This window comes from Bacillus sp. 22483 (assembly GCF_052044605.1).
Lineage (GTDB): Bacteria > Bacillota > Bacilli > Bacillales > Bacillaceae > Bacillus > Bacillus altitudinis.
In genome coordinates this window covers 548,205-571,277 of the sequence record NZ_JBQENU010000001.1, presented here as the reverse complement: position 1 = coordinate 571,277, position 23,073 = coordinate 548,205, and the positions used below count along the sequence as shown (strand labels likewise).

26 protein-coding genes and 7 tRNA genes are annotated in these 23,073 nt (G+C 39.3%); 26 read left to right on the top strand and 7 right to left on the bottom strand.

What is annotated here, in order from left to right:
• The first annotated feature begins 1 nt into the window (after position 1).
• The 10 genes from ACTJJQ_RS02935 (at position 2) to ACTJJQ_RS02890 (ending at position 4,221) form a co-directional block, all read left to right on the top strand.
• A tRNA-His gene (locus ACTJJQ_RS02935) sits at positions 2 to 77 on the top strand.
• 9 nt (positions 78 to 86) lie between these two features.
• A tRNA-Gln gene (locus tag ACTJJQ_RS02930) sits at positions 87 to 158 on the top strand.
• 7 nt (positions 159 to 165) lie between these two features.
• Positions 166 to 240: transfer RNA gene (locus tag ACTJJQ_RS02925), tRNA-Gly, on the top strand.
• Between the two features lie 5 nt (positions 241 to 245).
• Positions 246 to 316 (top strand) — tRNA-Cys (locus ACTJJQ_RS02920).
• A 14-nt stretch (positions 317 to 330) separates the two neighbouring features.
• Positions 331 to 419: transfer RNA gene (locus ACTJJQ_RS02915), tRNA-Leu, on the top strand.
• A gap of 37 nt (positions 420 to 456) precedes the next feature.
• Positions 457 to 538 (top strand) — tRNA-Leu (locus ACTJJQ_RS02910).
• A 144-nt stretch (positions 539 to 682) separates the two neighbouring features.
• The gene (locus tag ACTJJQ_RS02905) at positions 683 to 1,153 is read left to right on the top strand and encodes a GNAT family N-acetyltransferase (RefSeq protein ID WP_108611608.1); all 471 of its coding nucleotides are present in this window, start codon (positions 683 to 685) and stop codon (positions 1,151 to 1,153) included.
• 608 nt (positions 1,154 to 1,761) lie between these two features.
• Positions 1,762 to 2,187, top strand: coding sequence for a hypothetical protein (locus tag ACTJJQ_RS02900; protein WP_440599936.1), 426 nt, complete (start codon positions 1,762 to 1,764; stop codon positions 2,185 to 2,187).
• A gap of 415 nt (positions 2,188 to 2,602) precedes the next feature.
• On the top strand, positions 2,603 to 3,397 hold the full coding sequence (locus tag ACTJJQ_RS02895; RefSeq protein WP_440599935.1) for a phosphotransferase: 795 nt from the start codon (positions 2,603 to 2,605) through the stop codon (positions 3,395 to 3,397).
• Positions 3,398 to 3,516: 119 nt separating this feature from the next.
• On the top strand, positions 3,517 to 4,221 hold the full coding sequence (locus ACTJJQ_RS02890; RefSeq protein ID WP_440599934.1) for a hypothetical protein: 705 nt from the start codon (positions 3,517 to 3,519) through the stop codon (positions 4,219 to 4,221).
• A 42-nt stretch (positions 4,222 to 4,263) separates the two neighbouring features.
• Here the strand turns inward: ACTJJQ_RS02890 and ACTJJQ_RS02885 are convergent, their stop codons facing one another.
• From ACTJJQ_RS02885 to ACTJJQ_RS02865, 5 genes are all read right to left on the bottom strand, one after another.
• Positions 4,264 to 4,809, bottom strand: coding sequence for a histidine phosphatase family protein (locus tag ACTJJQ_RS02885; RefSeq protein ID WP_039170147.1), 546 nt, complete (start codon positions 4,807 to 4,809; stop codon positions 4,264 to 4,266).
• Between the two features lie 71 nt (positions 4,810 to 4,880).
• On the bottom strand, positions 4,881 to 5,072 hold the full coding sequence (locus ACTJJQ_RS02880; protein ID WP_008349128.1) for a hypothetical protein: 192 nt from the start codon (positions 5,070 to 5,072) through the stop codon (positions 4,881 to 4,883).
• A gap of 141 nt (positions 5,073 to 5,213) precedes the next feature.
• A complete protein-coding gene (locus tag ACTJJQ_RS02875) occupies positions 5,214 to 5,483 on the bottom strand; it encodes a hypothetical protein (protein WP_440599933.1) in 270 nt (89 codons plus the stop codon).
• A 63-nt stretch (positions 5,484 to 5,546) separates the two neighbouring features.
• Complete coding sequence (locus ACTJJQ_RS02870; protein WP_440599932.1) at positions 5,547 to 6,236, bottom strand: DUF1963 domain-containing protein; 690 nt, start codon at positions 6,234 to 6,236, stop codon at positions 5,547 to 5,549.
• An 18-nt stretch (positions 6,237 to 6,254) separates the two neighbouring features.
• On the bottom strand, positions 6,255 to 7,058 hold the full coding sequence (locus tag ACTJJQ_RS02865) for a DUF2262 domain-containing protein (protein WP_440599931.1): 804 nt from the start codon (positions 7,056 to 7,058) through the stop codon (positions 6,255 to 6,257).
• 534 nt (positions 7,059 to 7,592) lie between these two features.
• Between ACTJJQ_RS02865 and ACTJJQ_RS02860 the strand changes: the two genes are divergently transcribed.
• A complete protein-coding gene (locus tag ACTJJQ_RS02860; protein WP_007497007.1) occupies positions 7,593 to 9,536 on the top strand; it encodes an LTA synthase family protein in 1,944 nt (647 codons plus the stop codon).
• Positions 9,537 to 9,693: 157 nt separating this feature from the next.
• Positions 9,694 to 10,260 carry a signal peptidase I gene (gene lepB, locus ACTJJQ_RS02855; protein WP_039170157.1) on the top strand — a complete coding sequence of 189 codons (567 nt, stop codon included), beginning with the start codon at positions 9,694 to 9,696 and terminating at the stop codon, positions 10,258 to 10,260.
• Positions 10,261 to 10,302: 42 nt separating this feature from the next.
• Here the strand turns inward: lepB and ACTJJQ_RS02850 are convergent, their stop codons facing one another.
• On the bottom strand, positions 10,303 to 11,595 hold the full coding sequence (locus ACTJJQ_RS02850) for a homocysteine synthase (RefSeq protein WP_019743963.1): 1,293 nt from the start codon (positions 11,593 to 11,595) through the stop codon (positions 10,303 to 10,305).
• Between the two features lie 265 nt (positions 11,596 to 11,860).
• Between ACTJJQ_RS02850 and ACTJJQ_RS02845 the strand changes: the two genes are divergently transcribed.
• The 13 genes from ACTJJQ_RS02845 to ACTJJQ_RS02785 all read left to right on the top strand — a co-directional run bounded on the left by ACTJJQ_RS02845 (position 11,861) and on the right by ACTJJQ_RS02785 (position 21,105).
• Positions 11,861 to 12,016 (top strand): FbpB family small basic protein, encoded by a 156-nt coding sequence (locus ACTJJQ_RS02845; RefSeq protein WP_034647783.1) that lies wholly within the window; start codon positions 11,861 to 11,863, stop codon positions 12,014 to 12,016.
• Positions 12,017 to 12,178: 162 nt separating this feature from the next.
• Positions 12,179 to 12,946: an ABC transporter ATP-binding protein gene (locus tag ACTJJQ_RS02840; protein WP_224559676.1), complete on the top strand. Its 768-nt coding sequence runs from the start codon at positions 12,179 to 12,181 to the stop codon at positions 12,944 to 12,946.
• Between the two features lie 14 nt (positions 12,947 to 12,960).
• Positions 12,961 to 13,950: an aliphatic sulfonate ABC transporter substrate-binding protein gene (locus tag ACTJJQ_RS02835; RefSeq protein WP_035392610.1), complete on the top strand. Its 990-nt coding sequence runs from the start codon at positions 12,961 to 12,963 to the stop codon at positions 13,948 to 13,950.
• 44 nt (positions 13,951 to 13,994) lie between these two features.
• Positions 13,995 to 14,783: an ABC transporter permease gene (locus tag ACTJJQ_RS02830; RefSeq protein WP_224559741.1), complete on the top strand. Its 789-nt coding sequence runs from the start codon at positions 13,995 to 13,997 to the stop codon at positions 14,781 to 14,783.
• A gap of 14 nt (positions 14,784 to 14,797) precedes the next feature.
• Positions 14,798 to 15,940, top strand: coding sequence for an FMNH2-dependent alkanesulfonate monooxygenase (ssuD, locus tag ACTJJQ_RS02825; RefSeq protein ID WP_017360383.1), 1,143 nt, complete (start codon positions 14,798 to 14,800; stop codon positions 15,938 to 15,940).
• A 304-nt stretch (positions 15,941 to 16,244) separates the two neighbouring features.
• Positions 16,245 to 16,466 carry a hypothetical protein gene (locus tag ACTJJQ_RS02820; RefSeq protein WP_046343034.1) on the top strand — a complete coding sequence of 74 codons (222 nt, stop codon included), beginning with the start codon at positions 16,245 to 16,247 and terminating at the stop codon, positions 16,464 to 16,466.
• A gap of 17 nt (positions 16,467 to 16,483) precedes the next feature.
• On the top strand, positions 16,484 to 16,696 hold the full coding sequence (locus ACTJJQ_RS02815) for a hypothetical protein (RefSeq protein ID WP_003211695.1): 213 nt from the start codon (positions 16,484 to 16,486) through the stop codon (positions 16,694 to 16,696).
• Between the two features lie 115 nt (positions 16,697 to 16,811).
• Positions 16,812 to 17,558, top strand: a complete 747-nt coding sequence (locus tag ACTJJQ_RS02810; RefSeq protein WP_008349096.1) for an ABC transporter ATP-binding protein — start codon at positions 16,812 to 16,814, stop codon at positions 17,556 to 17,558.
• A complete protein-coding gene (locus tag ACTJJQ_RS02805) occupies positions 17,536 to 19,002 on the top strand; it encodes a hypothetical protein (RefSeq protein WP_061418478.1) in 1,467 nt (488 codons plus the stop codon). Before ACTJJQ_RS02810 ends, ACTJJQ_RS02805 begins: the two co-directional genes overlap by 23 nt.
• The gene (locus ACTJJQ_RS02800) at positions 18,986 to 19,891 is read left to right on the top strand and encodes a PqqD family protein (protein WP_017366900.1); all 906 of its coding nucleotides are present in this window, start codon (positions 18,986 to 18,988) and stop codon (positions 19,889 to 19,891) included. Before ACTJJQ_RS02805 ends, ACTJJQ_RS02800 begins: the two co-directional genes overlap by 17 nt.
• Entirely contained in the window at positions 19,888 to 20,169 is a 282-nt protein-coding gene (locus tag ACTJJQ_RS02795) for a hypothetical protein (RefSeq protein ID WP_008349089.1), read from the top strand. The genes ACTJJQ_RS02800 and ACTJJQ_RS02795 overlap by 4 nt, the downstream gene beginning before the upstream one ends.
• A 78-nt stretch (positions 20,170 to 20,247) precedes the next feature.
• Positions 20,248 to 20,904 (top strand): hypothetical protein, encoded by a 657-nt coding sequence (locus tag ACTJJQ_RS02790; protein WP_098681062.1) that lies wholly within the window; start codon positions 20,248 to 20,250, stop codon positions 20,902 to 20,904.
• A gap of 127 nt (positions 20,905 to 21,031) precedes the next feature.
• Positions 21,032 to 21,105: transfer RNA gene (locus ACTJJQ_RS02785), tRNA-Gly, on the top strand.
• Positions 21,106 to 21,201: 96 nt separating this feature from the next.
• Here ACTJJQ_RS02785 and ACTJJQ_RS02780 read toward each other — a convergent pair.
• Positions 21,202 to 21,798 (bottom strand): hypothetical protein, encoded by a 597-nt coding sequence (locus ACTJJQ_RS02780; RefSeq protein WP_017360378.1) that lies wholly within the window; start codon positions 21,796 to 21,798, stop codon positions 21,202 to 21,204.
• Between the two features lie 83 nt (positions 21,799 to 21,881).
• Here ACTJJQ_RS02780 and queG point away from each other — a divergent pair, with 83 nt between their 5' ends.
• Positions 21,882 to 23,030 carry a tRNA epoxyqueuosine(34) reductase QueG gene (queG, locus tag ACTJJQ_RS02775; RefSeq protein ID WP_041093435.1) on the top strand — a complete coding sequence of 383 codons (1,149 nt, stop codon included), beginning with the start codon at positions 21,882 to 21,884 and terminating at the stop codon, positions 23,028 to 23,030.
• The last annotated feature ends 43 nt before the right edge of the window (positions 23,031 to 23,073 follow it).

Sequence of the window (23,073 nt, the reverse complement as noted above, 5' to 3'; positions counted from 1 at the left end):
GGCGGTTGTGGCGAAGTGGTTAACGCACCAGATTGTGGCTCTGGCACTCGTGGGTTCGATTCCCATCAATCGCCCCATTTTATTATTGGGCTATAGCCAAGCGGTAAGGCAACGGACTTTGACTCCGTCATGCGTTGGTTCGAATCCAGCTAGCCCAGTTGATATGCGGAAGTAGTTCAGTGGTAGAACACCACCTTGCCAAGGTGGGGGTCGCGGGTTCGAATCCCGTCTTCCGCTCCAATTATGGCGGCATAGCCAAGTGGTAAGGCAGAGGTCTGCAAAACCTTTATCCCCGGTTCAAATCCGGGTGTCGCCTTTTTTGAAAAAACTGCCGGGGTGGTGGAATTGGCAGACACACAGGACTTAAAATCCTGCGGTAGGTGACTACCGTGCCGGTTCAAGTCCGGCCCTCGGCACCATTTTTTATTATTATATGTTGCGCTCTTTAATGATCATGCCGGTGTGGCGGAATTGGCAGACGCGCACGACTCAAAATCGTGTTCCTCACGGAGTGCCGGTTCGACCCCGGCCACCGGTATCTATATCATCGGTAGTAAATACGATGAAATCAACGTTTCTTACACTTTGTAAGGAACGTTTTTTATTTATCTTCATTACGATTCTTATAAATATATCGTGTACATACCTGTCATTAAACAAGAATGTTAAAGGAGGGACATATTTGGAGATAAGGTTTGCTAATTTATCAGATACATCGGTAATACATGATTTAATGATAAAGGCATTTATGGAGTATAAGGACGAAGTGCCACCTTCAAGTGCTTTGGAGGAAACTGTGCAATCCGTTTTAATTGCCTTAAAAGAAGGAGAGAGGAGTTTAATTTGTTATATTGATAATCAGCCAGTTGGAATGGTTCGATTTAAAATAAAAGAAGATAGTTTATATTTTTATAGACTATCAGTAATTCCAGAAATGCAGGGTTATGGTATTGCAAAAAAATTATTAAGTTTTTTAGAATATTTTGCAGTACAAGAAGAATTAACTAGTATATTCTGCAAAGTTCGTATGACTGTGACTAGAAACATAAAATTGTATAGTTCAATGGGGTATAGCATCTACGATGAGGAAGTTGTACATAAGCAAAATGGTTTAAGTATAAAAATTGTTTCAATGATGAAAAAACTTGGTTAAAAAATTATCGATTGGAGGGTGAATTTCATGCATTTGATATGTGAAAGTGAAAAAACATAAGATTATTTGCTTGAATTAAACCAAGTCAAATATACTAATCCTATTATTAGGTCGAAAGCAGATGAACTTTTTATTCCGGCTCAAACTGAAATTGAAAAGACAAAACTTGCTTATGAGTATGTTCGTGATGAAATATCTCATTCTTGGGATATACAAGGGAAACGAGTAACATGTAATGCATCGGATGTATTAGTGTATAAAGAAGAAATATGCTATGCAAAATCTAATTTGTTAGCATCTTTATTTTAAGAAATGTTGAATAAATGGCATAATACCAATGGTTCAAGGGTTCAGACGTTCAAGTACGACTCAAAATCGTGTTCCTCTGGAGTGTCGGTTCGACCCCTGCCACCGGCATCTAGTTTAAGATATTCTTTATTATCGTCAATTACAGAAGAATTAAGGAATATTAACGTTTAAAACGTCTTTCTACAAATTGTGTTCAAAGGAGATTAACTTTTACTTTATTGATGGTTACCTTATGATTAAACTAAAGAGGCAGGACAATTGAAGATGGATTGGATCAATTGTACATAGGAGGTGTTGTAATGATTACGGTTAAAAATGCTGAAAGTTATCTTAAAGATAGCATCGGTGAAGAGACCGATGAGATAAAAAAGGTTTGGGAAACATTTAAGGCTTTTTCAAAGGAGACCGTTGAGGGCGAAGAAGATAAAGAAATTTTATTTCAGTGTGGTGTCTATGATTTTACAGGAGAGGAACTATTTCATTTTGATTTTGTACGTCAGTTTACAATTTATGAAGAAGATGATTATTCTCACATGGAACAACTGCACTGTGAATTTTTATTTAAACCAACAAGCGAGTTAAAAAAGTTAAAGGTGGTAGAAGAATGGTCAATGGATTATGACGATATAGATCATTTTTTTAATCATATTGAAAGTATTCATGAGTTTAAAATTCCTTTGACTTTAAAGCCGATAAAATCAGCAATATATCAAGAAGAACTTTAATTCTTATTTCATTAACGGCTGCTTTACCTTAAGAGGGTATACCTTGCCTTTTTGGAAAAATTTATCACGGAGTGCCGGTTCGACTCCGGCCACCGGTATCTATTAAAAGTTTGATTTTTACCGTGAACCTAACGTTTCACCCTCGTGGTGAAACGTTTTTTTGTGGTTTAAATGAGTTATTTAGATGAAAATAGAATCCTATTAGAAGAGAATGAGCATGTACTACTTTTAACAGAATAAACTTTAGATGATTTGCAACATTTGATACGATACATTTAACCATATAAGGAAACAAAATTGATTAGCGCATTCACATAAAACAGTGAATTACCTTTGTGTAACTAAATGAATATTTGTGGGTATATACGCATCTTTAGCTGGCATCATCATTGTGACCCAGTTTGGAGGAGAAGTTATGAAAAAACAAAATGATCATGAAGAGTTATTGACAGGTGGAAATGTCTCGAACGTATATCGTTCGGGAGATACGGTTCGCAGAGAGGTAAAGTCAGACAATATGAATATACAAAAGCTGCTAAAGCATTTAGAAAAAAAGAATTTCTCCTATGCTCCAACATTTTTAGGGGTTGATGAAAAAGGTAGAGAGATCTTGTCCTTCATTGAAGGTGTGGCCGGTCATGATCCCTTAAAAGAATACATGTGCTCTCACAATGCTTTAAAAGAAATAGCGAAAATGCTTAGACTGTACCATGATGCTGTTTATGATTTTCCCATTTCAGACGATTGGGAACGAATGGACAATACGCCTAATAACATAGAGGTTGTGTGCCATAATGATTTTGCGATGTACAACATCATTTTCAACAATAAAAAGCCAGTGGGAATCATTGATTTTGATGTAGCTGCTCCTGGCCCAAGGCTTTGGGATATTGCATATACCCTTTATACATGTGTGCCCCTCAGTAGACTTTTTCGTACTGAAACAGGGGAGGTCGTAAATTATCATTCATTAGAACATGCAGGCCATATAAAGTATAGAGTCAAACTGTTTTTTGAAGCTTATGGTGAGGACATAGCAGAAGATTATGTGGATATGGTGCTGCTGCGTTTAGAAGGTTTATGTCAATACATGAAGCGAAAAGCGAGTGAAGGGGATAGAGCCTTTCAAAAAATGATTCATGAGGGGCACCTTGAACATTATCAAAAAGACATACAATTCATTCATGAACACAGAAAAGAATGGATTTGAGGATGCCAAGGGTTTTATAAAAGAAAAAGGACAACTCATCTTTTTACTAGTTTCATGTGGATGTTACAATTGGTTATAATAGTTCAATAGAATGAATGTAAAGAGGCGGAGTTGTTATCTTGCAAACGAAGACGATACTACAGACTATTATTGAAGATGAGCGATCACATGATTATCCGCTTTTTAGACAGTACTGTGTCAGGAAAGAACAGGGTCTGCGTAAAGATGCGTTAAAGGTTCTTCAGTCTTTTGTTGAAGAGATGAATAAGAACGAATTTACAGCACGGCGTTCATTTGTTGCTTGGCTGTTTGATTACATTGAACGTTTTGAGGATGGTCATCATTTGCTTGTGTATCCATTGGTAAATGGGGTGATCCGCCCTGTTCTTCAAGAGTGGGAAAATATTGATCCAATGGATGTGAGACCGTATCGCTGGCAAGGCTTGTTTGTGCATCAGGGGGAAGGGCTGCCCTATTTATTGAAGGCACTAGAGCTGGGAGGCAGCAAAGAGCAGCGAGTGATTGTTCAAATTTGCGAAACCTATTTCTCGGCTTTGTGGTATTCGTTTCATCATATACATGAAGATCTTTATTTAAGCACCTATGAGAAAGATCATGAGCGAATTCAAGGGATTCAAGATGTCATGAAACTGATCGAAGATAAAAAGGTTCAAACCAATGTTGAAAAACTAGCAGTCTACTATAACCAGCTTTTATCGGACTGGAAGGAATTTCAGCAGACGCAGACAAGAGGCTTTGTGAAATGGTGTGCGGATCGTAAGAAGCCCTATGAGTGGGTACAGACATTTTACTATCACCAATAGTTGTTTTTCATAAGAAAAAGGCAGGGATCAACCCTGCCTTTTTTATTTATGCCATATTCTTTCTATTTCTACATGGTCTGGTTTAAAATATTTCAGGATGTAGACATCTGGATTGCTTAGTTGTTCCCACTCCTTGAATCCAATTGCAGGATCGGCGTGTTTTAGAAGCAGGCTCATAATATTGCCATGAGTGGCGAATAAAGTATGATCTCTTCCTAATTTTATTTGTTCATAGAGTGCCTCTACAATACGATTCATCGCTTCTTGGCTCGATTCTCCGCCTTCACAGGTCATATGCAAGTCCGAAAAACTGAGCTTTAGTTTTTCATACCAATCCTTCATTGGTTGACTGCTTAACCTACGTTCAGAGAGACGCTTATCCATTTGTACCTTGATCTGTTTGGCATGAGCAAGGGGCTCAACGGTTTGAATCGCTCGTTTATAAGGACTTGAGATGATGTGGTTGAGCTGAATGCCGGAAAAAAACTGTGCGAGTTCATGCGATTGTGTGATGCCTTGAGGCGTTAAAGACGCATCCTCGGATTGTCCATCTGCTTGACAGTGCCTGACGAAATAATATGTCTTCATAGGGGGTACACCTTCCTCTAAGTATAAAAAAATCATCCAATATTGGATGAGGGTTCACGAAAGTTTAGGTTCTATTTGTTCGTGTCTGCTTCTTTGTATGGATCTATCAGTTTTGAGGTTAGGTCTAAGTTGAACAAAAAATCATCTACGGTGTCTGTGCCAAAGGGAAGAGTGGAAAAGTTAATTGGGATGCTGTCTTCTTGCGTATCTGAAGTAATCGGCTGTTTGTGCTGCTTTTTTCTCCAGTTCTTAAACAAGCGCATGTGAGGCCCCCTTTTCTAAAAAAAGATGGATTTATACATAATATACGGGGAGAGTTGTCCGAGCGTCAATTGTTTTCTTCAAAAGGATTTATTACATTTGTACGAAAAGAGCCACAGCTAAGTGCGGCTCTTTCCGTGTTTTTACATGGCACGGTGTATGGCTTGTTGTACCTTTCGTTCGCATCTGATGTTGTATGGCTTCTTATGGAGTTTATTCGTCTTGAATTGACCAATTACACGGCGGACTCGTTGATTATAAATGATCAGTTCTCTACTCGTTTGATCACTTAATAACGCTTGAAACCAGCTGTATTTTTTTAGCTGTGCTGCATTTTTTGATATATCATCTTCATCTACCTGTAAAAAAGGGATATACAGAGCAAGATTGAAGATGTCTAAAATGAATCCCATACCTCTGGCCCCCTTCATATCGTTTATTACGTTTAGAAAGGGGAAAGGTTCCATTCAATCAGTTTAAAAACAATCCCAGTGCATGAACCATTCTTTATTGTTTTTGTCGTAATAGAAATACATCGTGCCGTTATCACCAATCATGAACCGAGGTTTTTCTTCTGAGGCGATTTGCAGCATGAATTCTCCTGACATCTGGTGGGGAGGAGATTGGATGTAAGCTCCGTATCCACCGATTTTTGTGAACGAGTAGTTTGAGTAATGCTCGAAGAAATGATCTGTCGCTTCTTCACTTTCATTAACCTCTGATAAGTCAACGTATGACCAAGCTTCCTCCCAGCATGGATAATCCGGTTGTTCCCCTTCGAGCCACTCTATCTGAAAAGGTTTAATTTCTTTCACGTCTTCAGGGGTCTCAGCGATTTCTAATCCTTCCATTGATGAATATTCAATGAGTTTCCAGCCCTCACCGTTTTTGGCGATATCGATCGGAAGGGTTTTCTTGTTGATGAAAATTTGAATCATCTTACATTCATCAAAGCCGTTCATTCCCCCTGGTACTTCGGGTAAATACATTTGTAAAATGGGAATCATAGCTCCATCTTGATCTGCCGGCCACCCTTTATCACGTTGGATGAAAAAATGACCAGCAAACCAGCTGTACTTAGAAGGATCAGGGCGAAACCCGCCTATTTTGGCTACAATAGGTGTTTTTCCTAGTTGATTTAATTCGTCAAAAGCTTTGATCTTCATTTATCCATCTCCCATTTTTTAGCCAGCAATGTGTGCATCTTGAAACGTTCCATTCATATTGCCAGAGACAATGATGACATGTCCCCAAAATAAATCTCCGTCATGATAGTAGGCTTCGAATTCTCCATTTGGATAAGCATGGAGGCTTTCAAGAGAGATGCGGCTGATAAATTGATCCGGTGTGATCTCTTCTGAATTTTCAGCGGAGTCGTCTTGTTCCTGCCAATCTTTTGCTAGTTCAATCAGCTGATTTGCTGCATATGACTTCATGGAGGCATCCCATGTTGTCTGCTCTTCTACGAGTTGTCTAGCCGTTTTCAGAGAGTCATTCATTTCTTCCTCTTCTTCAAGATTTAAGTAAAGAAGGCACTCCTCATTGCCCCACTGGATGGTTGTTTCAAATAAGTCTAGTCCTTTCACTAATTCAAAGGTACCCAGCTTGTCATCGTGGTAAAAGATAGGTTGTTGAGCTTCTTCTAATATTTCTTGAAGTTCCTTATCTTCAGTATCTGTATCAACAAGTGAAACGAGCATAAATTCACCTTCACCTTTACGTACTTGAAGTGTGACGATAGATTCTTTATGTAATTGCGCTTGTTTTTCTCGTAATCCCTTTTCATCTGTTAACCAGCACAGTCTCACTTTTTCGTTTATGATGCGGTCTTTTTCCTTCCATGCAATGAGCGGGATTGAAGCAGTCCAAAGAGTCTCTTTTCCTGCTTTTCCTGCGCCGACTCCAGAAGGTCCTGTAACAGCCATGATGTCTATCACTTCTTCTGAGAATCTTTGTTCAAATATGTTGATTTGTTTGTTTGATTTCATAGGATGTCCCCCAGCTTGATTTATTTGATGGAGCTATACCTTTATCACACCGTACATTGGCAGGGGAAATCAAGCTTTTTTTGCTTAAAACTGTTTTTTAGGTATGTGGCAGCAGAGAGGATACATGGATTGTAGGAGGTTGAGTCACAATAAAAAAGCAAATCGGTTCGGATTTTGTATAAATTTGGCTAAGTGAGTCGAAAAGCCTAGGTGATTCTTCCTTTTCTTTATAATTACTTTGACACGATTAGATGAAAAAAGTAAAGTAGTACTGAGTGATTTACAAAACCTTCATCATTCTCTGAAACATGTAGAGGCAGTAAATTTAATGTAAATGGATATTTTTCCTTTTATTTACTCGTATTTTTTTTGAAACTTATGATGCTTCTTATTCGTTATATTAAAGGAGCACATGTAACCTGCGGAGAAAAGAGCATCGGAATGCTTGGTGCAGAAGATTTACATTTGCAAAATCAATGTAAATTTTTTATGATTTCATTTATATCAGATCGAAAATAAGAAAGAAGAGGTTTTATGAAAAAAATATTTGCGAACAAATATAGCTTTTTTGTTTTGGCTGTCCTTTTATTTTGGGCAAAATCGTACACAGCCTACAAAATGGACTTTAATTTAGGAGTGAAGGGATCTTTTCAAGAGGGTCTTCTCTTATTAAATCCATTTAGTTCAGCCATCGTGTTTTTAGGACTTGCTCTCTTTTTGAAGGGGCGTAAATCGGCCATTGTTTTAATTGTCATTGATTTTATTATGACCGCACTTTTATATGCGAATGTAGCGTACTATCGTTTCTTTGATGATTTTTTAACATTCCCGACAATGAAACAAGCCGGTAATCTTGGGGGAGGTATGACCGGCGGTGTGTTAGCAAGTATTAAGCCGCATGACCTTTTGTACTTCCTTGATATCATCATTTTAATTGCCATTGTCATTTGGAGACCAGAAGTGAAGAAGTTCCAAATGAAAAAAACTTTCGCACTGCTGATTGTGGCTGCAGGTGTTGGACTGTTCTTCGTTAACCTACACTTAGCTGAAAAAGATCGTCCAGAATTATTGACGAGAACATTTGATCATAAGTATATTGTGAAATATTTAGGTGTTTATAACTATGCGATTTATGACGGCGTGCAAACCGCACAAAATGCAACGCAGGTAGCAAATGCGAGCAGTGATGATTTAACGGATGTCGTGAACTATACGACCTCTCACTATGCGAAACCAAATGCAGAATACTTTGGTCAAGCAAAAGGAAAAAACATCATCAAAATCCATTTAGAAAGCTTCCAGTCATTTTTAATTGACTACAAGTTAAATGGAGAAGAAGTGACGCCGTTTTTAAACAAACTAGCTCATGGAAAAGAAGATTTTACGTATTTTGATAACTTCTTCCACCAGACTGGTCAAGGGAAGACTTCTGATGCTGAGCTCATGATGGATAATAGTATGTTTGGCTTACCAGAGGGTGCAGCGTTTGTGACAAAAGGTGAAAATACCTTCCAATCACTTCCTGCCATCTTAGATCAAAAAGCAGGTTATACGAGTGCAGTGCTTCACGGGGATTATAAATCTTTCTGGAACCGTGACACGATTTATAAACATATGGGAATTGATCAATTCTTCGATGCATCTTATTACAACATGGATGAAGAAAACCTTGTAAACATGGGTCTGAAGGATAAACCATTCTTTAAAGAATCAATCCCAATGTTAGAATCAATGAAAAAGCCATTTTATGCACACTTAATGACATTGACCAACCATTATCCATTTAATTTAGATGAGAAAGATGCGACAATCGCTAAGGCAACAACTGGCGATAAAACAGTGGATAATTATTTCCAAACAGCGAGATACTTGGATGAGTCATTAGAACAATTCTTTAAGGACTTGAAAAAATCGGGTCTGTATAAAGACTCAGTGATTCTATTATATGGTGACCATAACGGTATTTCTGAGAACCATAACCGTGCAATGAGTGAGATTCAAGGGAAAGAAATTACGCCATATCAAAATGCACAAAATCAGCGTGTACCGCTCATGATTCGTATCCCTGGGAAACAAGGCGGTGTGAATCATACGTATGGCGGTGAAGTAGACGTGATGCCAACGCTTCTTCACTTACAAGGTATTGATTCAAATGAGTACGTGAATTTTGGAACAGATTTATTCTCTAAGAAGCACGATCAAACTGTTGCATTCCGTAACGGAAACTATGTGACACCAAAATATACCCTTGTAGATAATACGGTCTACGATACAAAAACGGGTAAAGTGGTGAAACAAAACAAAAAGACAGAAGCGATTAAAGCCCGTGTTGATAATCAGTTAAGCCTGTCAGATAAAGTACTGTACAGGGATCTTCTTCGATTCCATAAGCTATCTGATTTTAAACCAGTGAATCCATCTGATTATTTCTATGGTAAAACAAACAAAGAGACAGAAGCGGATTCTTCTGCTAACTAACTGAGTTTTGGGCAAGCACAGAAAGGTGCTTGCCTTTTTCTCTCTTACAGCTTGATTTGTTGGCAAAATATGTTTATATTTAGGGAGAAACAAGCGTGGCGTCAGCGGTCAGCTGGCGATAAACTCATTTTGTCCTAGGGGATTTCAGGAGGAGCTTATGACAACAAATACAAAAACACAAAAAAAGAAATCAGAATTATGGGGCTGGATCAAAGCCATCTTAATCGCATTTATTGCTGTTTTTATCATTCGTAACTTTTTATTCGCACCGTATATTGTGAAGGGGACTTCTATGGAACCGACACTGCATGATACAGAGCGGGTGTTTGTGAATAAAACAGTCGATTACTTCGGCGATTATAAACGCGGACAGATCATTGTTCTTGATGGGGAAGACCGCAGTACTCACTATGTGAAACGATTGATTGGTTTACCTGGTGATAAAATCGAAATGAAAAATGACCAGCTATATGTGAACGGTCAAAAAGTGGCGGAGCCTTATTTAGCATCAAACAAAAAGAAAGCTGCCGCAGATGGCACCTTGTTGACACCTGATTTTGGTCCTCTTACAGTCCCTAAAGGAAAGTACTTTGTCATGGGTGACAATCGCCAAAACTCAATGGACAGTCGCAATGGTTTAGGTCTTTTTACAAAGAGTGACATTCAAGGGACAACATCATTCGTGTTTTATCCCTTCCAAGATATTCGCTTAATCAATCACTAATCAATAAGAAAAAGCACACAGGCGTGTGCTTTTTTTGTTTGGTTAAGACTGACTTTTTGAAATCGCCTGTTCTAGATCTGCCAGAATATCTTCAATCGCTTCTGTTCCAACAGATAAACGAATAAGTTCTGGTGTCACCCCTGTGGCTTTTTGCTCTGCTTCACTTAATTGCTGATGCGTTGTGCTGGCAGGGTGGATGATGAGTGACTTAGAGTCGCCTACGTTTGCAAGATGTGAGAAAAGCTGAACCGAATCAATGAGTTTTTTTCCTGCGTCTTTGCCACCTTTAATGCCGAATGTGAGGATGGCACCTTGTCCTTTTGGTAAATAAGTTTGAGCCAGCTCAAAGGATTCATGGCCTTCAAGACCTGGATAGCTGACCCATTCTACAAGAGGATGATCTTGTAAAAATTGTGCTGTCTTCAATGCATTTTCACTGTGGCGTTCAAGGCGAAGATGCAAGGTTTCTAAGCCTTGCAAGAGTAAAAATGAGTTGAATGGTGATAAAGCCGCCCCTAGATCACGTAAGAGCTGTACACGTGCTTTTGTAATATAAGCCGCTTCACCAATCGCTTCCGTATACGTCAGGCCATGATAGCTTGGGTCTGGTTCAGTCAGGCCTTTGAACTTATCGCTATCACCCCAAGGAAACTTGCCGCTGTCGACGATGACTCCGCCAATGGATGTGCCGTGGCCGCCGATGAATTTCGTCGCTGAATGGACGACAATGTCTGCGCCAAATTCAATCGGTCTTAACAAATAAGGGCTTGCAAGTGTGTTATCCACAATTAGAGGGATGTGGTGCTTGTGTGCAATGGCTGATACGGCTTCAATATGTAAAATGTCGCCTTTTGGATTTCCGATGCTCTCTGCATACACTGCTTTTGTTTTATCTGTAATGGCTGCTTCAAGTTCTTCAAGGTTTGAGGAATCCACAAACTTTACTGTTATTCCAAGCTTTTTCAAGGTATGAGCAAATAAATTATATGTGCCGCCATACAGACTGCTGGAGGATACGATTTCGTCACCAGCTCCTGCAATGTTTAAAATGGAGTAAGTGGTCGCTGCTTGTCCTGAGGAGACAGCAAGTGCACCAATTCCGCCTTCAAGCTCAGCGATCCGTTTTTCAAACACATCATTTGTCGGGTTCATAATACGTGAATAAATATTACCGGGTTCCTGAAGTCCAAATAAATTCGCCGCATGCTCACTATCTCTAAAACCGAAAGAGCTTGTTTGGTAAATAGGTACAGCTCTTGAATAGGTGGCTGAGTCCAGTTCTTGACCTGCGTGTATTGCTTTTGTTTCTAAACGAAATTGAAGTTCTTCTGACATGTGTGTATCCTCCTTTTGTTAGATAAAACCAACTACTTTAATAAGAAATATTTAATAAGACTATAAATCTTGTTTACTGCCCGGTCAATCATTTTTTAGATAAATCTGAAAAAACAATAAATATAGTTGACATGTCGGAATAGTATGTATTAACATAAGCATACTGAAAATACCAACAAGAATTGCTGATCGGTCAACCGAAGGCTCGTTCACTCAGGCATGAGTGAAGGGCCTTTTTTTATTTTAATCTGAAGGGAAGATGAAGATGGAGAAAAAGAAAAAACGAAAAAAATACAGAAAACATTTGGATATCACATTAGACATTTTGATTGAGCGGAACAAATATGAAATTTACAGCAATCAAGAACGAATAGAAGAGATTTACGATCGTATTGATGAAAAGCATACAAGGTCGAAATAACTATTTTATAAAATATAGTTGATTCATAGGAATAATATGATTTAGGATGGTGCTAACAACTCAATATGAATAGCTGATCGGACAACACGAAGGCTCTTATCTCTCTTTTGGGATAAGGGTCTTTCTGTGTATCTATCTGATGACAAGAGGAGTGAACTTGCATTGACTATTTCCGTTGATATTGTGGATAAGTCTTTTTGGAAAGACAAACAAACCATTCAAGTGCTTGAAAACGTAAGGTTCACCATCGTTCCTGGTGAATTCGTGACGGTGATTGGTCCGAGCGGTTGCGGGAAAAGTACATTGCTGAAGATGATTGGAGGCCTTGATACAGATTATGATGGGGAGATCGTGATAGGAGAAAGGCGTGTGGTAGAACCAGGAATGAAACAGGGCTTTATCTTTCAAGAGCATCGCTTGTTTCCATGGCTGACGGTCGAAGAAAATATCGCTGCCAATTTCAATTTAAAACAGGCGGCTGTTCGCCGCAAAGTGGATGAATTAATTGAAATTGTTCGGTTAAAAGGTTTTGAACACGCCTATCCACATGAGCTTTCAGGCGGGATGTCACAACGTGTTGCTATTGCAAGAGCACTCCTGCGTGATCCGGAGATTTTATTGCTTGATGAACCTTTTGGTGCGCTAGATGCATTTACACGGAAACACTTACAGGATGTGCTGCTGGATATTTGGCAGGAGAAAAGAACAACGATGGTGCTTGTCACTCATGATATTGACGAATCCATTTATTTAGCCAATGAAATTGTGCTGTTACAAGCAAGACCCGGCCGAATTCATAAAATCCTTCCCGTGAACTTACCATTCCCGAGGAATAGAACGTCAACAGCTTTTCAGAGCTTAAGACAAAAGGTGCTTTCAGAATTTGAGAAAACAGATGAGCTGTTACTGACGAATGGCTCAGGAATTTAAGGAGGTCAAATCGAATGAAAAGGCAAAAAAGGATCGTTCTCTTTCTGGGTATCCTCCTTGTATTAGCTGGGTGTGGTCAAGCAGCGAATGGATCAGAAGACAAGCCGAAAGAGGTTCGGATTGGGATTCAGCAAAGTCTAAGCCCACTTCTTTTAGCAAAGGAAAAAGGGTGGTTTGAGCAATCATTTGAAAAAGAAGGTATGAAAGTCAAGTGGGTGGAGTTCCAAAGTGGTCCTCCCCAATTCGAAGGGCTCGCCGCCAATCAATTAGATTTTTCACAGGTTGGTAATTCACCTGTTATAGCTGGTCAGGCAGCAGGTATTGATTTTAAGGAAATTGGTTTATCTCAGGATGGGTTAAAGGCGAATGGGATTTTAGTGAATAAGAACAGTGAGATTCAAAAAGTAGAAGATTTAAAAGGGAAAAAAATCGCCGTTGCCAAAGGAAGCAGTGGTTTTGACTTTTTATACAAAGTATTAGATCAGGCAGGTTTATCTGCAAAGGATGTCCAGATCATTCAGCTTCAGCCGGATGAGGCAATATCTGCGTTTGAAAATGGGTCAGTTGATGCTTGGTCGATCTGGGAGCCGTTCTTATCACTTGAAACGATAGAAAAGGGAGCAAAGCTACTGGTTAATGGAGAAGCGACCGATTTATATTCACCTGGATTCACACTTGTCAGAACCAAGTTTGCCGATGAGTACCCTGAACTAGTGGTGCAATTTTTAAAAGTATATGACAAAGCGGTGAAATGGCAGAAAGATCATCAACAGGAAGCCATTACACTTTATGCTCGTTTGAAACAATTAGATCAGAAGGTGGTGACACAAGTATTAAACAATACAGAGCCGCTCAATGAGCCCATTTCTAAGAAAATCATAAACGCCCAGCAGCATACAGCTGATTTTCAATATCAAACAAAGGCGATTCAGCGGAAGATTGATGTCAATCAGGTGGTAGATAATTCGTTTATTGAAAAAATGCTGAAAGAGGAGAAGAGTTGATGAAAGCTGCATCTAACCCAGCCCTTGTGACTAAAACCGAGCGAATGAAGAAAAAAAGGAGAAAAGCTTCATCCTTCATCATGTTAAAAGGACTTGTATTACCTGCTTTACTCATTGCGATTTGGCAGGGAGCTGCTGCTTCCCAAATCGTTTCTTCTACTGTACTACCTGCACCCACTGTCATTGCGGAATCTTTTCGTGAGTTGATTCGTTCCGGTGAGCTGTTTGGCCATCTTTACATCAGTCTCTACAGAGCAATATGCGGGTTTTTACTTGGGGGAGGTTTAGGACTTGTGATGGGTCTGTGTGTCGGTTTTTCTAGGAAAACCGAGCAGTATGTAGATCCGACCTTGCAAATGCTGAGAACAGTTCCTCATTTAGCGGTGACTCCTTTATTTATTCTTTGGTTTGGTTTTGATGAATCAGCGAAAATTTTATTGATTGCACTTGGGGCTTTTTTTCCGATCTATATCAATACCTTTCTAGGAATTCGCAGTGTAGATAACAAGCTGTTCGATGTGGCTCGCGCTTTAGAGTTTAATCTGTATCAAAATATCACAAAGCTCATTTTACCTGCTGCCCTTCCTCATATTCTTCTGGGCGTGAGGCTTTCATTAGGCATTGCCTGGCTTGGTTTAGTGGTGGCTGAATTGATGGGGTCGAGTAGTGGAGTCGGCTACATGATTATGGATGCAAGACAATTCTCGCAAACGGATAAAGTGTTTGTAGGGATTATCATCTTTGCGGTAGTTGGTAAGATGACTGATTCATTTGTACGGCTGTTAGAAAAGCGACTGCTCAAATGGCGCACAAGTTATCAAGGTGAAAAATAATAGGAGGCGATATGATGAATATTCTATGGTTTATTCCAACGCATGGGGATGGGCGTTATTTAGGATCATCGAAAGGGGCAAGACAGGCAGACTATCCGTATTTTAAACAAATTGCTCAAGCTGCCGATCAGCTTGGGTACACAGGGGTCTTGCTGCCTACAGGTAGATCTTGTGAAGATCCATGGCTGACAGCGGCCGCTTTAGCTGCAGAGACAACTCATTTAAAGTTTCTTGTGGCTCTTCGGCCAGGGTTGATGCAGCCGTCTGTTGCTGCTAGAATGACCTCCACATTTGATCGGCTTTCAGGCGGGAGACTGCTGATCAATGTTGTAGCGGGAGGAAGTAAAGAAGAACTTGAAGGAGACGGGCTATTCATTTCTCATGATGAACGCTATGAGGCAACAGAAGAATTTTTGACCATCTGGAAGCGGTTATTGAAAGGAGAGAATGTTCAGTTTCAAGGGAAGCATCTGCAAGCACAAAATGGACGTCTGCTATTTCCACCAGCTCAAACACCACATCCACCCGTTTTTTTTGGAGGATCATCAGAAGCAGGCATTCAAGCCGCTGCAAAACATACAGATGTTTATTTAACTTGGGGCGAGCCTCCTGCACAAGTAAAAGAGAAAATCGCACAAGTGAAAAAGCAGGCTGAAAAAGAAGGAAGAACGGTGAGGTTTGGTATTCGACTTCATGTGATCGTGAGAGAAACGGAAGATGAAGCTTGGCAGGCAGCGGAACATCTGATTCGTCATTTAGATCAAGAGACTATTGATGAGGCGCAAAAGACTTTACAAGGGATGGACTCAGTAGGGCAAAAACGAATGGTTGAATTACATCAAGGGAATAAAGAGAAGCTTGAAATTAGCCCTAATCTTTGGGCAGGCATTGGCTTAGTTAGAGGCGGGGCAGGAACAGCGCTCGTCGGGGACCCGCATACAGTAGCAGAACGTATAATAGAATATCAGTCTCTAGGTATTGATACATTTATCTTTTCTGGTTATCCGCACTTAGAAGAATCTTATTATTTAGCAGAACTTGTTTTCCCGCTTCTCCCATTTAAAAGAAATGGTGATGCAGGACCACACGTTCCTGCTGGTGAAATTATTGGGAACAATTACTTTCCTGATACAGCCTCTGCTGCAAGTTCCTCATAAATGAAAGCAAAGCAGTCATACTTGTGTCGGGCTGCTTTGCTTTTTTTATAGAAAGAGGTGCAAGTAAAATGATATGTGCTGTGGAAGAAGGCAAGGGCTTTTTTCCCAACAGGATTTCTTGTATATACATATTTTAAGAGACAAGAGAAGAAGGAAAATATGCTCACTCTTTTGTCGGAATTATCAGTTAATATGTCGTATTTGATGTGTTAACGACATATAATTAGGACTTTTATATCTGATATATCGGGGGAATTCTTTCTATCTCAAAAAAATGAAAGATTAAATAGAAGAGATGATGAAAATGAACTATTTGAAAAAAGGCAGAAAAAAGATGGATTTATTGCCAATATATGGGTTTGGTGGTTCTTATGTTGTGGTGAAAAATAGTAAAAAAGGGAGAATTTATACAGTTGAACATGAACAATTGAATAAAAAGTCACATTTTACACGAAAATATGTTCGGTCAAAAATGGGATCTTCTGTTGATGTTTGGAGTGTGACGCCTATGATACGATCATCATAAGCTGGGAGGTGAAAAGTATGACTTATGCAGCGCCGCAAGTTGACTATTCCACTATGGAACCTGCTATTATGGACCAAGCTTGGTTCTTAGTATTTGTTGCTGTCCTTCTTGGATTGGGAGCAACAGTTGTTCTAGGAGCAGCAGTTTGGTGTTTAGCAAACGGCAAGGGTAGCTTTACAGGAGCCGTTCAGTGGGAAAGTGGCTTAAAAGTCCAAATTGAATGTAAGTAGCTATACTTAGGATTCATCTTTTTACTTCTTAGATAAGACACCGGGGCTAAACCGTCTGTGGCGGGCGGTTTAGCCTGATCTGTTTTTAAAGAATATGCAGACACTTGGAGGTTATATGTTTACGATCGAGAATTTAACCAAGACGTATAAAAATAACGTGACTGCTGTCAATGATTTTCATTTAAAAATTGCCCCTCATCAAATCGTTGCTGTGGCTGGACCAAATGGATCCGGTAAAACAACGATGATTAACTGTGTACTCGGCATCATTAAGCATACAGAAGGAACCATTCATATCAAGGATGTCACAAATGATGATCCATCCTTTAAAAAACAAGTCGCCTATGTTCCAGATGATCTGCTGCTCCCTGAAGCATTGACTGGTGCTGAATATTTAGATTTTGTTTCTTCTATGTATGAATGTAAAACAATTCAAAGAAGAAATCAACTAATTGAATTGTTTGATATGGAATCAGCTTTATCAAGACCGATTGAAACCTATTCCCATGGAATGAAAAAAAAGACACAGCTGATTGCTGCCTTTATGCTTGAGAGTCAATTAGTGATCATGGATGAGCCCTTTAGAGGACTTGATATTGAAGCGGTTATAAACACAAAGAAACTGATGAAACGTTATGCCGAGCACCATGGTGCAATCTTGCTTTCAACGCATGATATGCTTTCAGCGGAAGAGCTGTGCCACAAGATCGCCATTATTTCTAAAGGAAATAAAATGGATGAAGGGACGGTTTCAGCCTTAAAAGAAAAGTATCAATCAAGCACATTGGAACAGGTGTTTCTGAAAGCTTCAATGTTAAGTGATAGGGGTGCACATTTTGATGAAATCATTAATCATTTCTAAAATGATGCTTAAAATGTGGCAGCAGGAGATGTATAAGCTCTTTGATACTCAAACGAAGCGAATCATTGTGGTCTTATTCTTTTTGTTTGCAGTCACAATGGGAGCCATCATCGGATACAGTTTTACGGGTGTCTTTATGAAGGCTTTCTTAAATGGAGATGAACGTTCACTTGGGTTGTTGGTTGTGTCGATGGCAATCAATGCATCCATTTTTACAAGCTTGTTATTTGTGCTGATCAAAGTCAGAACACCTGAACAAGATCGTTTTTCTATGCAGCTCAGCTGGTTTCCGCTGTCTACCTTTCAAAAAAGTCTTGGTTACTTCATTCCGATGGTGACAGTCGTGACAGGGCTTGTTTTATTTTTCATCGGGATCTTGCTTTTACCTAATTTTATTGCACAAGGGATCGGTATTTTCTTTATTCTTACGTTCTTTTTGATGGTGCTGTTGCAATCGCTCTTTGTCTTAACACTGCTTCAGCTCATTTACAACGTGACTTATTTACTCGTACTAAAATTAAAATTACCGTTGCAAAAGTTTGCAGCGATATTTGTTTTATTAGCGCTAGTTGTAGCGTATGGAATGACACATTTCGACATCAATCAAATACAGCAATCATATGTACAGTTTGATTATCATTTGATGTATTTTACAGCGCCGTTTTTCTTAGCGGCACAAGGGATGTCTCCTGACGGGGTGAATTATGCGATTTTGGTCCTCTTCATCTTATTATCTGCGGGAGGCGCATTTATTTCTCTTGCTTTAATGCCAATTATGGCTGAGAAAAAAGCGTTAACCTTTCTGCACAAGCTACCATTTTCATCTTCGAAAAAGTGGTCACTCATTGTAAAGGAAATAAAGTCACAAGTGAGAAATGAAGAAAATATTTTAAACTTTCTCATCCTCCTTATTGTCATTTTATTTGTCCGTTATCAGTTTGCCTTCCGCTTTGAAGGAGAAGCTTTTTTTGTCTTATGTGCGCTAGCTGGGTTAACAGCTTTTAATTCATTTGGCAATGACAAACGTATGCTTGGGATGTATAAAACGTTTGGTCTAAGGCCGTGGGAAGTGGCTCTTTATAAGTTTCTCGGACTTTTGCTCGTTGGTGTGATCCAAATTGTTTTATTTATGATCACAACACTGACGCTCCCGGATCAGATATGGATCGTGTTGATTGGCGCTGCTGTCTTGTGTAATGCAACGGCTCTCTTTTATGTGGTAGGTATTTTATTACCCCTTGATCGAAATAATCCTTACACAGGTATTTTCTCGTTTGGAGCGCTTATTTTAATCATGATTCCGATTGTATTTATTGGAAACTATGTGATAGGGGAATCGAGTCAAATGCTTCAGTGGCTGCTTGTGGCAGGATTTGAATGTCTGCTCATCTTTGCCATATATAAAGGTTTTTCATGGAGGTATTCACATGATTCAACTTCTTAACAATAAGCTAAAGATTGAGCGGGTGCCGGCACTTGCGCCATATGTGACTTTACAAAAAAGGCATTTGACTGATACGCAGTACGGAAGCTCACTTCCAATTAACGAAAGTGCATATCATATGTTAACGAAAGTGGATGGTCAAAGGACAGAGGCGAGTATTACGGCAGAACTCGCCGATTTGTTTCAGGTCGATGAGTCTGTGATTGCCCGCGATTTTTATCAATTGATGATGGGGCTGAATCAGCATCACTTGCTGTCGATTCATTATCAATCGCCATATCGGACTGTCACAGCCTTCTGTCAATTTTTTAAGCAGTATCAAGTAAAGATGAAAGAGCGGTTTGACTGCACGGGTCATTCATTTCTTCACATATTGGGTACGGCTCTGCTGATGGTGACGCGCAAAATCATCTTTTTCTGGGTGCTCTTTATGATCATGGCGGGAATCGCCTTTTTATTTATTCCTGATCCATCGATTGTAGCCATTGCCATTTATTTTACGATTATTTATTTCGGGTTAATTACTGGAACTGCCTTGCATGAGGCGGCACATGGGTATGCACATCGGAAGTTCGCCGGCCGGGATGGTCCTCAAGGCTTTTTTGCGAGCGATATGATGTCTGTGAAATTTGTGAGGCCTGTTTTAGATCCGTTTCAGAAAAAACAGGTGTGGATTACACTGCTTGGTCCGCTTTTGCCGGGGCTCATTGGCGCAGCCGGAATCATTGTGACTGTTTTATTTCTAAAAGAAAATCCGATTTCGACAGGGTTTTTCATTTTTTCAATCACGTATTTTATTCAATTGCTCTACCTTCTTCCGTTTATGGGGGATGGTAAGTCTATTATGAAGCAGTTATTGCTTGGTGGAATGGGAGGACAACGATCATGAACGTTCAGGCAATGAAACAAGGTGCAATTGTTGGTAGTTTCCTAGGTTTCTTAGGTTTTCCGATGTTGACCATTGGTGTTCTGTTCTATCACTTATTTCAATCAAAAACAAATAATGAATTATTATTTAACAGTCTTGCTTTTGAGATGGAAGGTTCGTCTGCATTTACGTTCCAAATCAAACCAAACTTTTTTATTTATATGGTTGTCATTTTTGCTGTCAGTTTTCTCATTGTGGCATTCCTATCAGCCATGAAACAGAAAAAAGCGAAAGATTAGGAGAATTCTCCTAATCTTTTTTGTATAATCAACCAAATTTTAGTATAATAAAAAATAAAAGTATAAAAGGGGATATCAATGATTAAGAAATGGAGCATTCTTTTATTGACTGTTTTTCTATTAGCAGGATGCGGCGAGAAGGCTGCAGAAACAACAACGACAGAGAAAACGGTCTCTAAAATAGAAACAGAGTCTGACTCTAAAAACCAAGTAACGATTGAAAAAATGAAATTGACAAAGAAAGAAAAAAACTTACTAGAGGCATCAACGACGAATGAAATAGTAGCTCTTACACTTAAAGGATTAACGAAGAATGATAAGAGTATTACTTTTATCGGGAGCCACTACAAAAATGGCCAGCTAGTTGATAAGGAAGCATCTTCTTCGACTTTTACGTTACATCAGGAAGGAACTGACCAAACGATGAATGTACTCTTTCAACTAAGTCATGAGAAAGATATATTCAACTCACAATTTAGCATTTGGTCAGATAAGAAGAATGGCGGAATAACGAAAGCGACGTCAAGCTTTCCATTCAAAGTAAGTGATTATGTCTTCTCTGCACAATCTGAATCTGTTAAAGTCGCTTCAGGAGATAAGGCACTCATTGCGTACACAGCGGCAATGGGGAAAAATGGCGATGTTCCTATGCTTGATAAAATTGAAAAAAATCCAAAGCAAGCGCTGAAACATATTTCACATGCGTATTTATTTTATATCCAGCTAGACAAATAACTATCGTGATATATATGGAGAATATGAATTTTTTTGACGAAAAATCTTCATATTCTCTTGACGAATTGTTAAGAAAGTTGTAACATAATAAAAGTCAACGCAATGATGTTGTCTTTAAAAGATTGATGCGGGTGTAGTTTAGTGGTAAAACCTCAGCCTTCCAAGCTGATGTCGTGAGTTCGATTCTCATCACCCGCTCCAATACATAATTTTGTTTATAACGCAGTATTTCGTTTCATAGATAAACGAAGTGTTGCGTTTTTTATTATGTCAGTATAATGTAAAAAGCACTGTCACCTACAGTGCTTTTTCAATGAGTTCATATTTACTTTCTCCACCATGTATTTGTATAAACATCTTCGTCAAGGATTGTATAAGTGCCTCACTCTTTTCCCGGGAAATAGATGGTGGGAAGAGAATGATTTGAAGAATGCTTTTTGTGTCTTGAGAAATTTGAGCTTTACTTGCTTGAGAAAATAACCCTTTAAGCTCTGCGCCATCCTGCCATTCAATATGACCAGTTTCATTTTTGGATAATGAAAGAGGCCCTTTCAATTGATCGGCATCTAATGTAAGGATAGGCAAGAAATATTTTAATGAAAAAAATATCGACAAATCCTGTACGGAATTGGTCGAGTCAATAAATTGTTCTTTTTGAATATCAGCAAGAAGCGGAAGAAAGGGAACACCTTCTAGAAGATTCGTCCATTCTTTGATCGCTGGTACTTCTTCCAAAGTTTGATCTTCATATTCAAAAAACAAAGATTCTTGAAACAGGCGTAGTCGACCTTTTAACATTTGAGGGGATTTACCTATCTCAATATGTGAATATTCAATCTGTCCAACATGGATAGACGGGCTTTGAGGTTGGGAAATTTCCATTTGTATCTTCACAGTGACTCACTCCAATCGGTCATGATACACTCGTATTATACTGAAAACAACTGAAGAAACAAAGAAAGGAGGTTTGCAAGGTGATTCATGTTGGACAATTAAAAGAAGAGTTAATTCAATATGCGAACGAAATTGGTGTCGATAAAATTCGATTTGCAAGTGCTGATACATTTGATTCATTAAAGGACCGCCTCATCTTACATGAATCGTTAGGGTATTTGTCCGGTTTTGAAGAGCCTGATATCGAAAAACGAACAAATCCTGCTTTGCTGCTTCCAAAAGCAAAATCAATTGTCGCCATTGCGCTCGCATACCCTTCCAAAATGAAAGATGCTCCCCGAAGTACAAAGGATGCAAGAAGAGGGATTTTTTGCAGGGCTTCATGGGGAACTGATTATCATGTTGTGCTGAAAAAAAAGCTCGACATGCTTGAAGAGTTTTTGCGTAGTAAACACGAAGATATACGGACAAAATCAATGGTGGACACAGGTGAATTGTCTGACCGTGCTGTAGCCGAACGTGCTGGCATTGGCTTTAGTGCAAAGAACTGTATGATTATCACCCCAGAGTTCGGATCTTATGTCTATTTGGCTGAGATGATTACAAATGTTCCATTTGAACCGGATGAGAAAATAGAAGACCAGTGCGGAACTTGTAATAAATGTGTGGATTCATGCCCAACGGGTGCTCTTGTGAATCCAGGCCAGCTCAATTCTCAAAGGTGTATTTCGTTTTTAACACAGACAAAAGGGTTTTTACCTGACGAATTTCGCTCGAAAATAGGGAATCGGTTGTATGGATGTGATACGTGCCAAACGGTTTGCCCAATTAATAAAGGGAAAGACTTTCATCTACATCCTGAAATGGAGCCGGACCCTGAAATTGCAAAGCCGCTCTTAAAGCCACTGCTGACAATCAGCAATCGTGAATTTAAAGAGAAGTATGGTCATGTTTCTGGATCATGGCGAGGGAAAAAGCCTATTCAGCGGAATGCCATTTTGGCACTTGCTCACTTTAAAGATGCATCTGCTTTGCCAGATTTGGTTGACCTGATGCATAAAGATCCAAGACCGGTCATTCGAGGCACGGCTGCTTGGGCAATCGGTAAAATTGGCGATGGTCAGCAGCTTTCAGAACTCGAAAAAGCCCTTGAACGGGAAAGTGATGAAGAAGCAAAACAAGAGATCATCAAAGGGATTGAATTGTTACAAACACCTTTAAATACTAAATAACCTCCCATTGAACATAGAATGAACCAAACAGAGATGTTAAAAA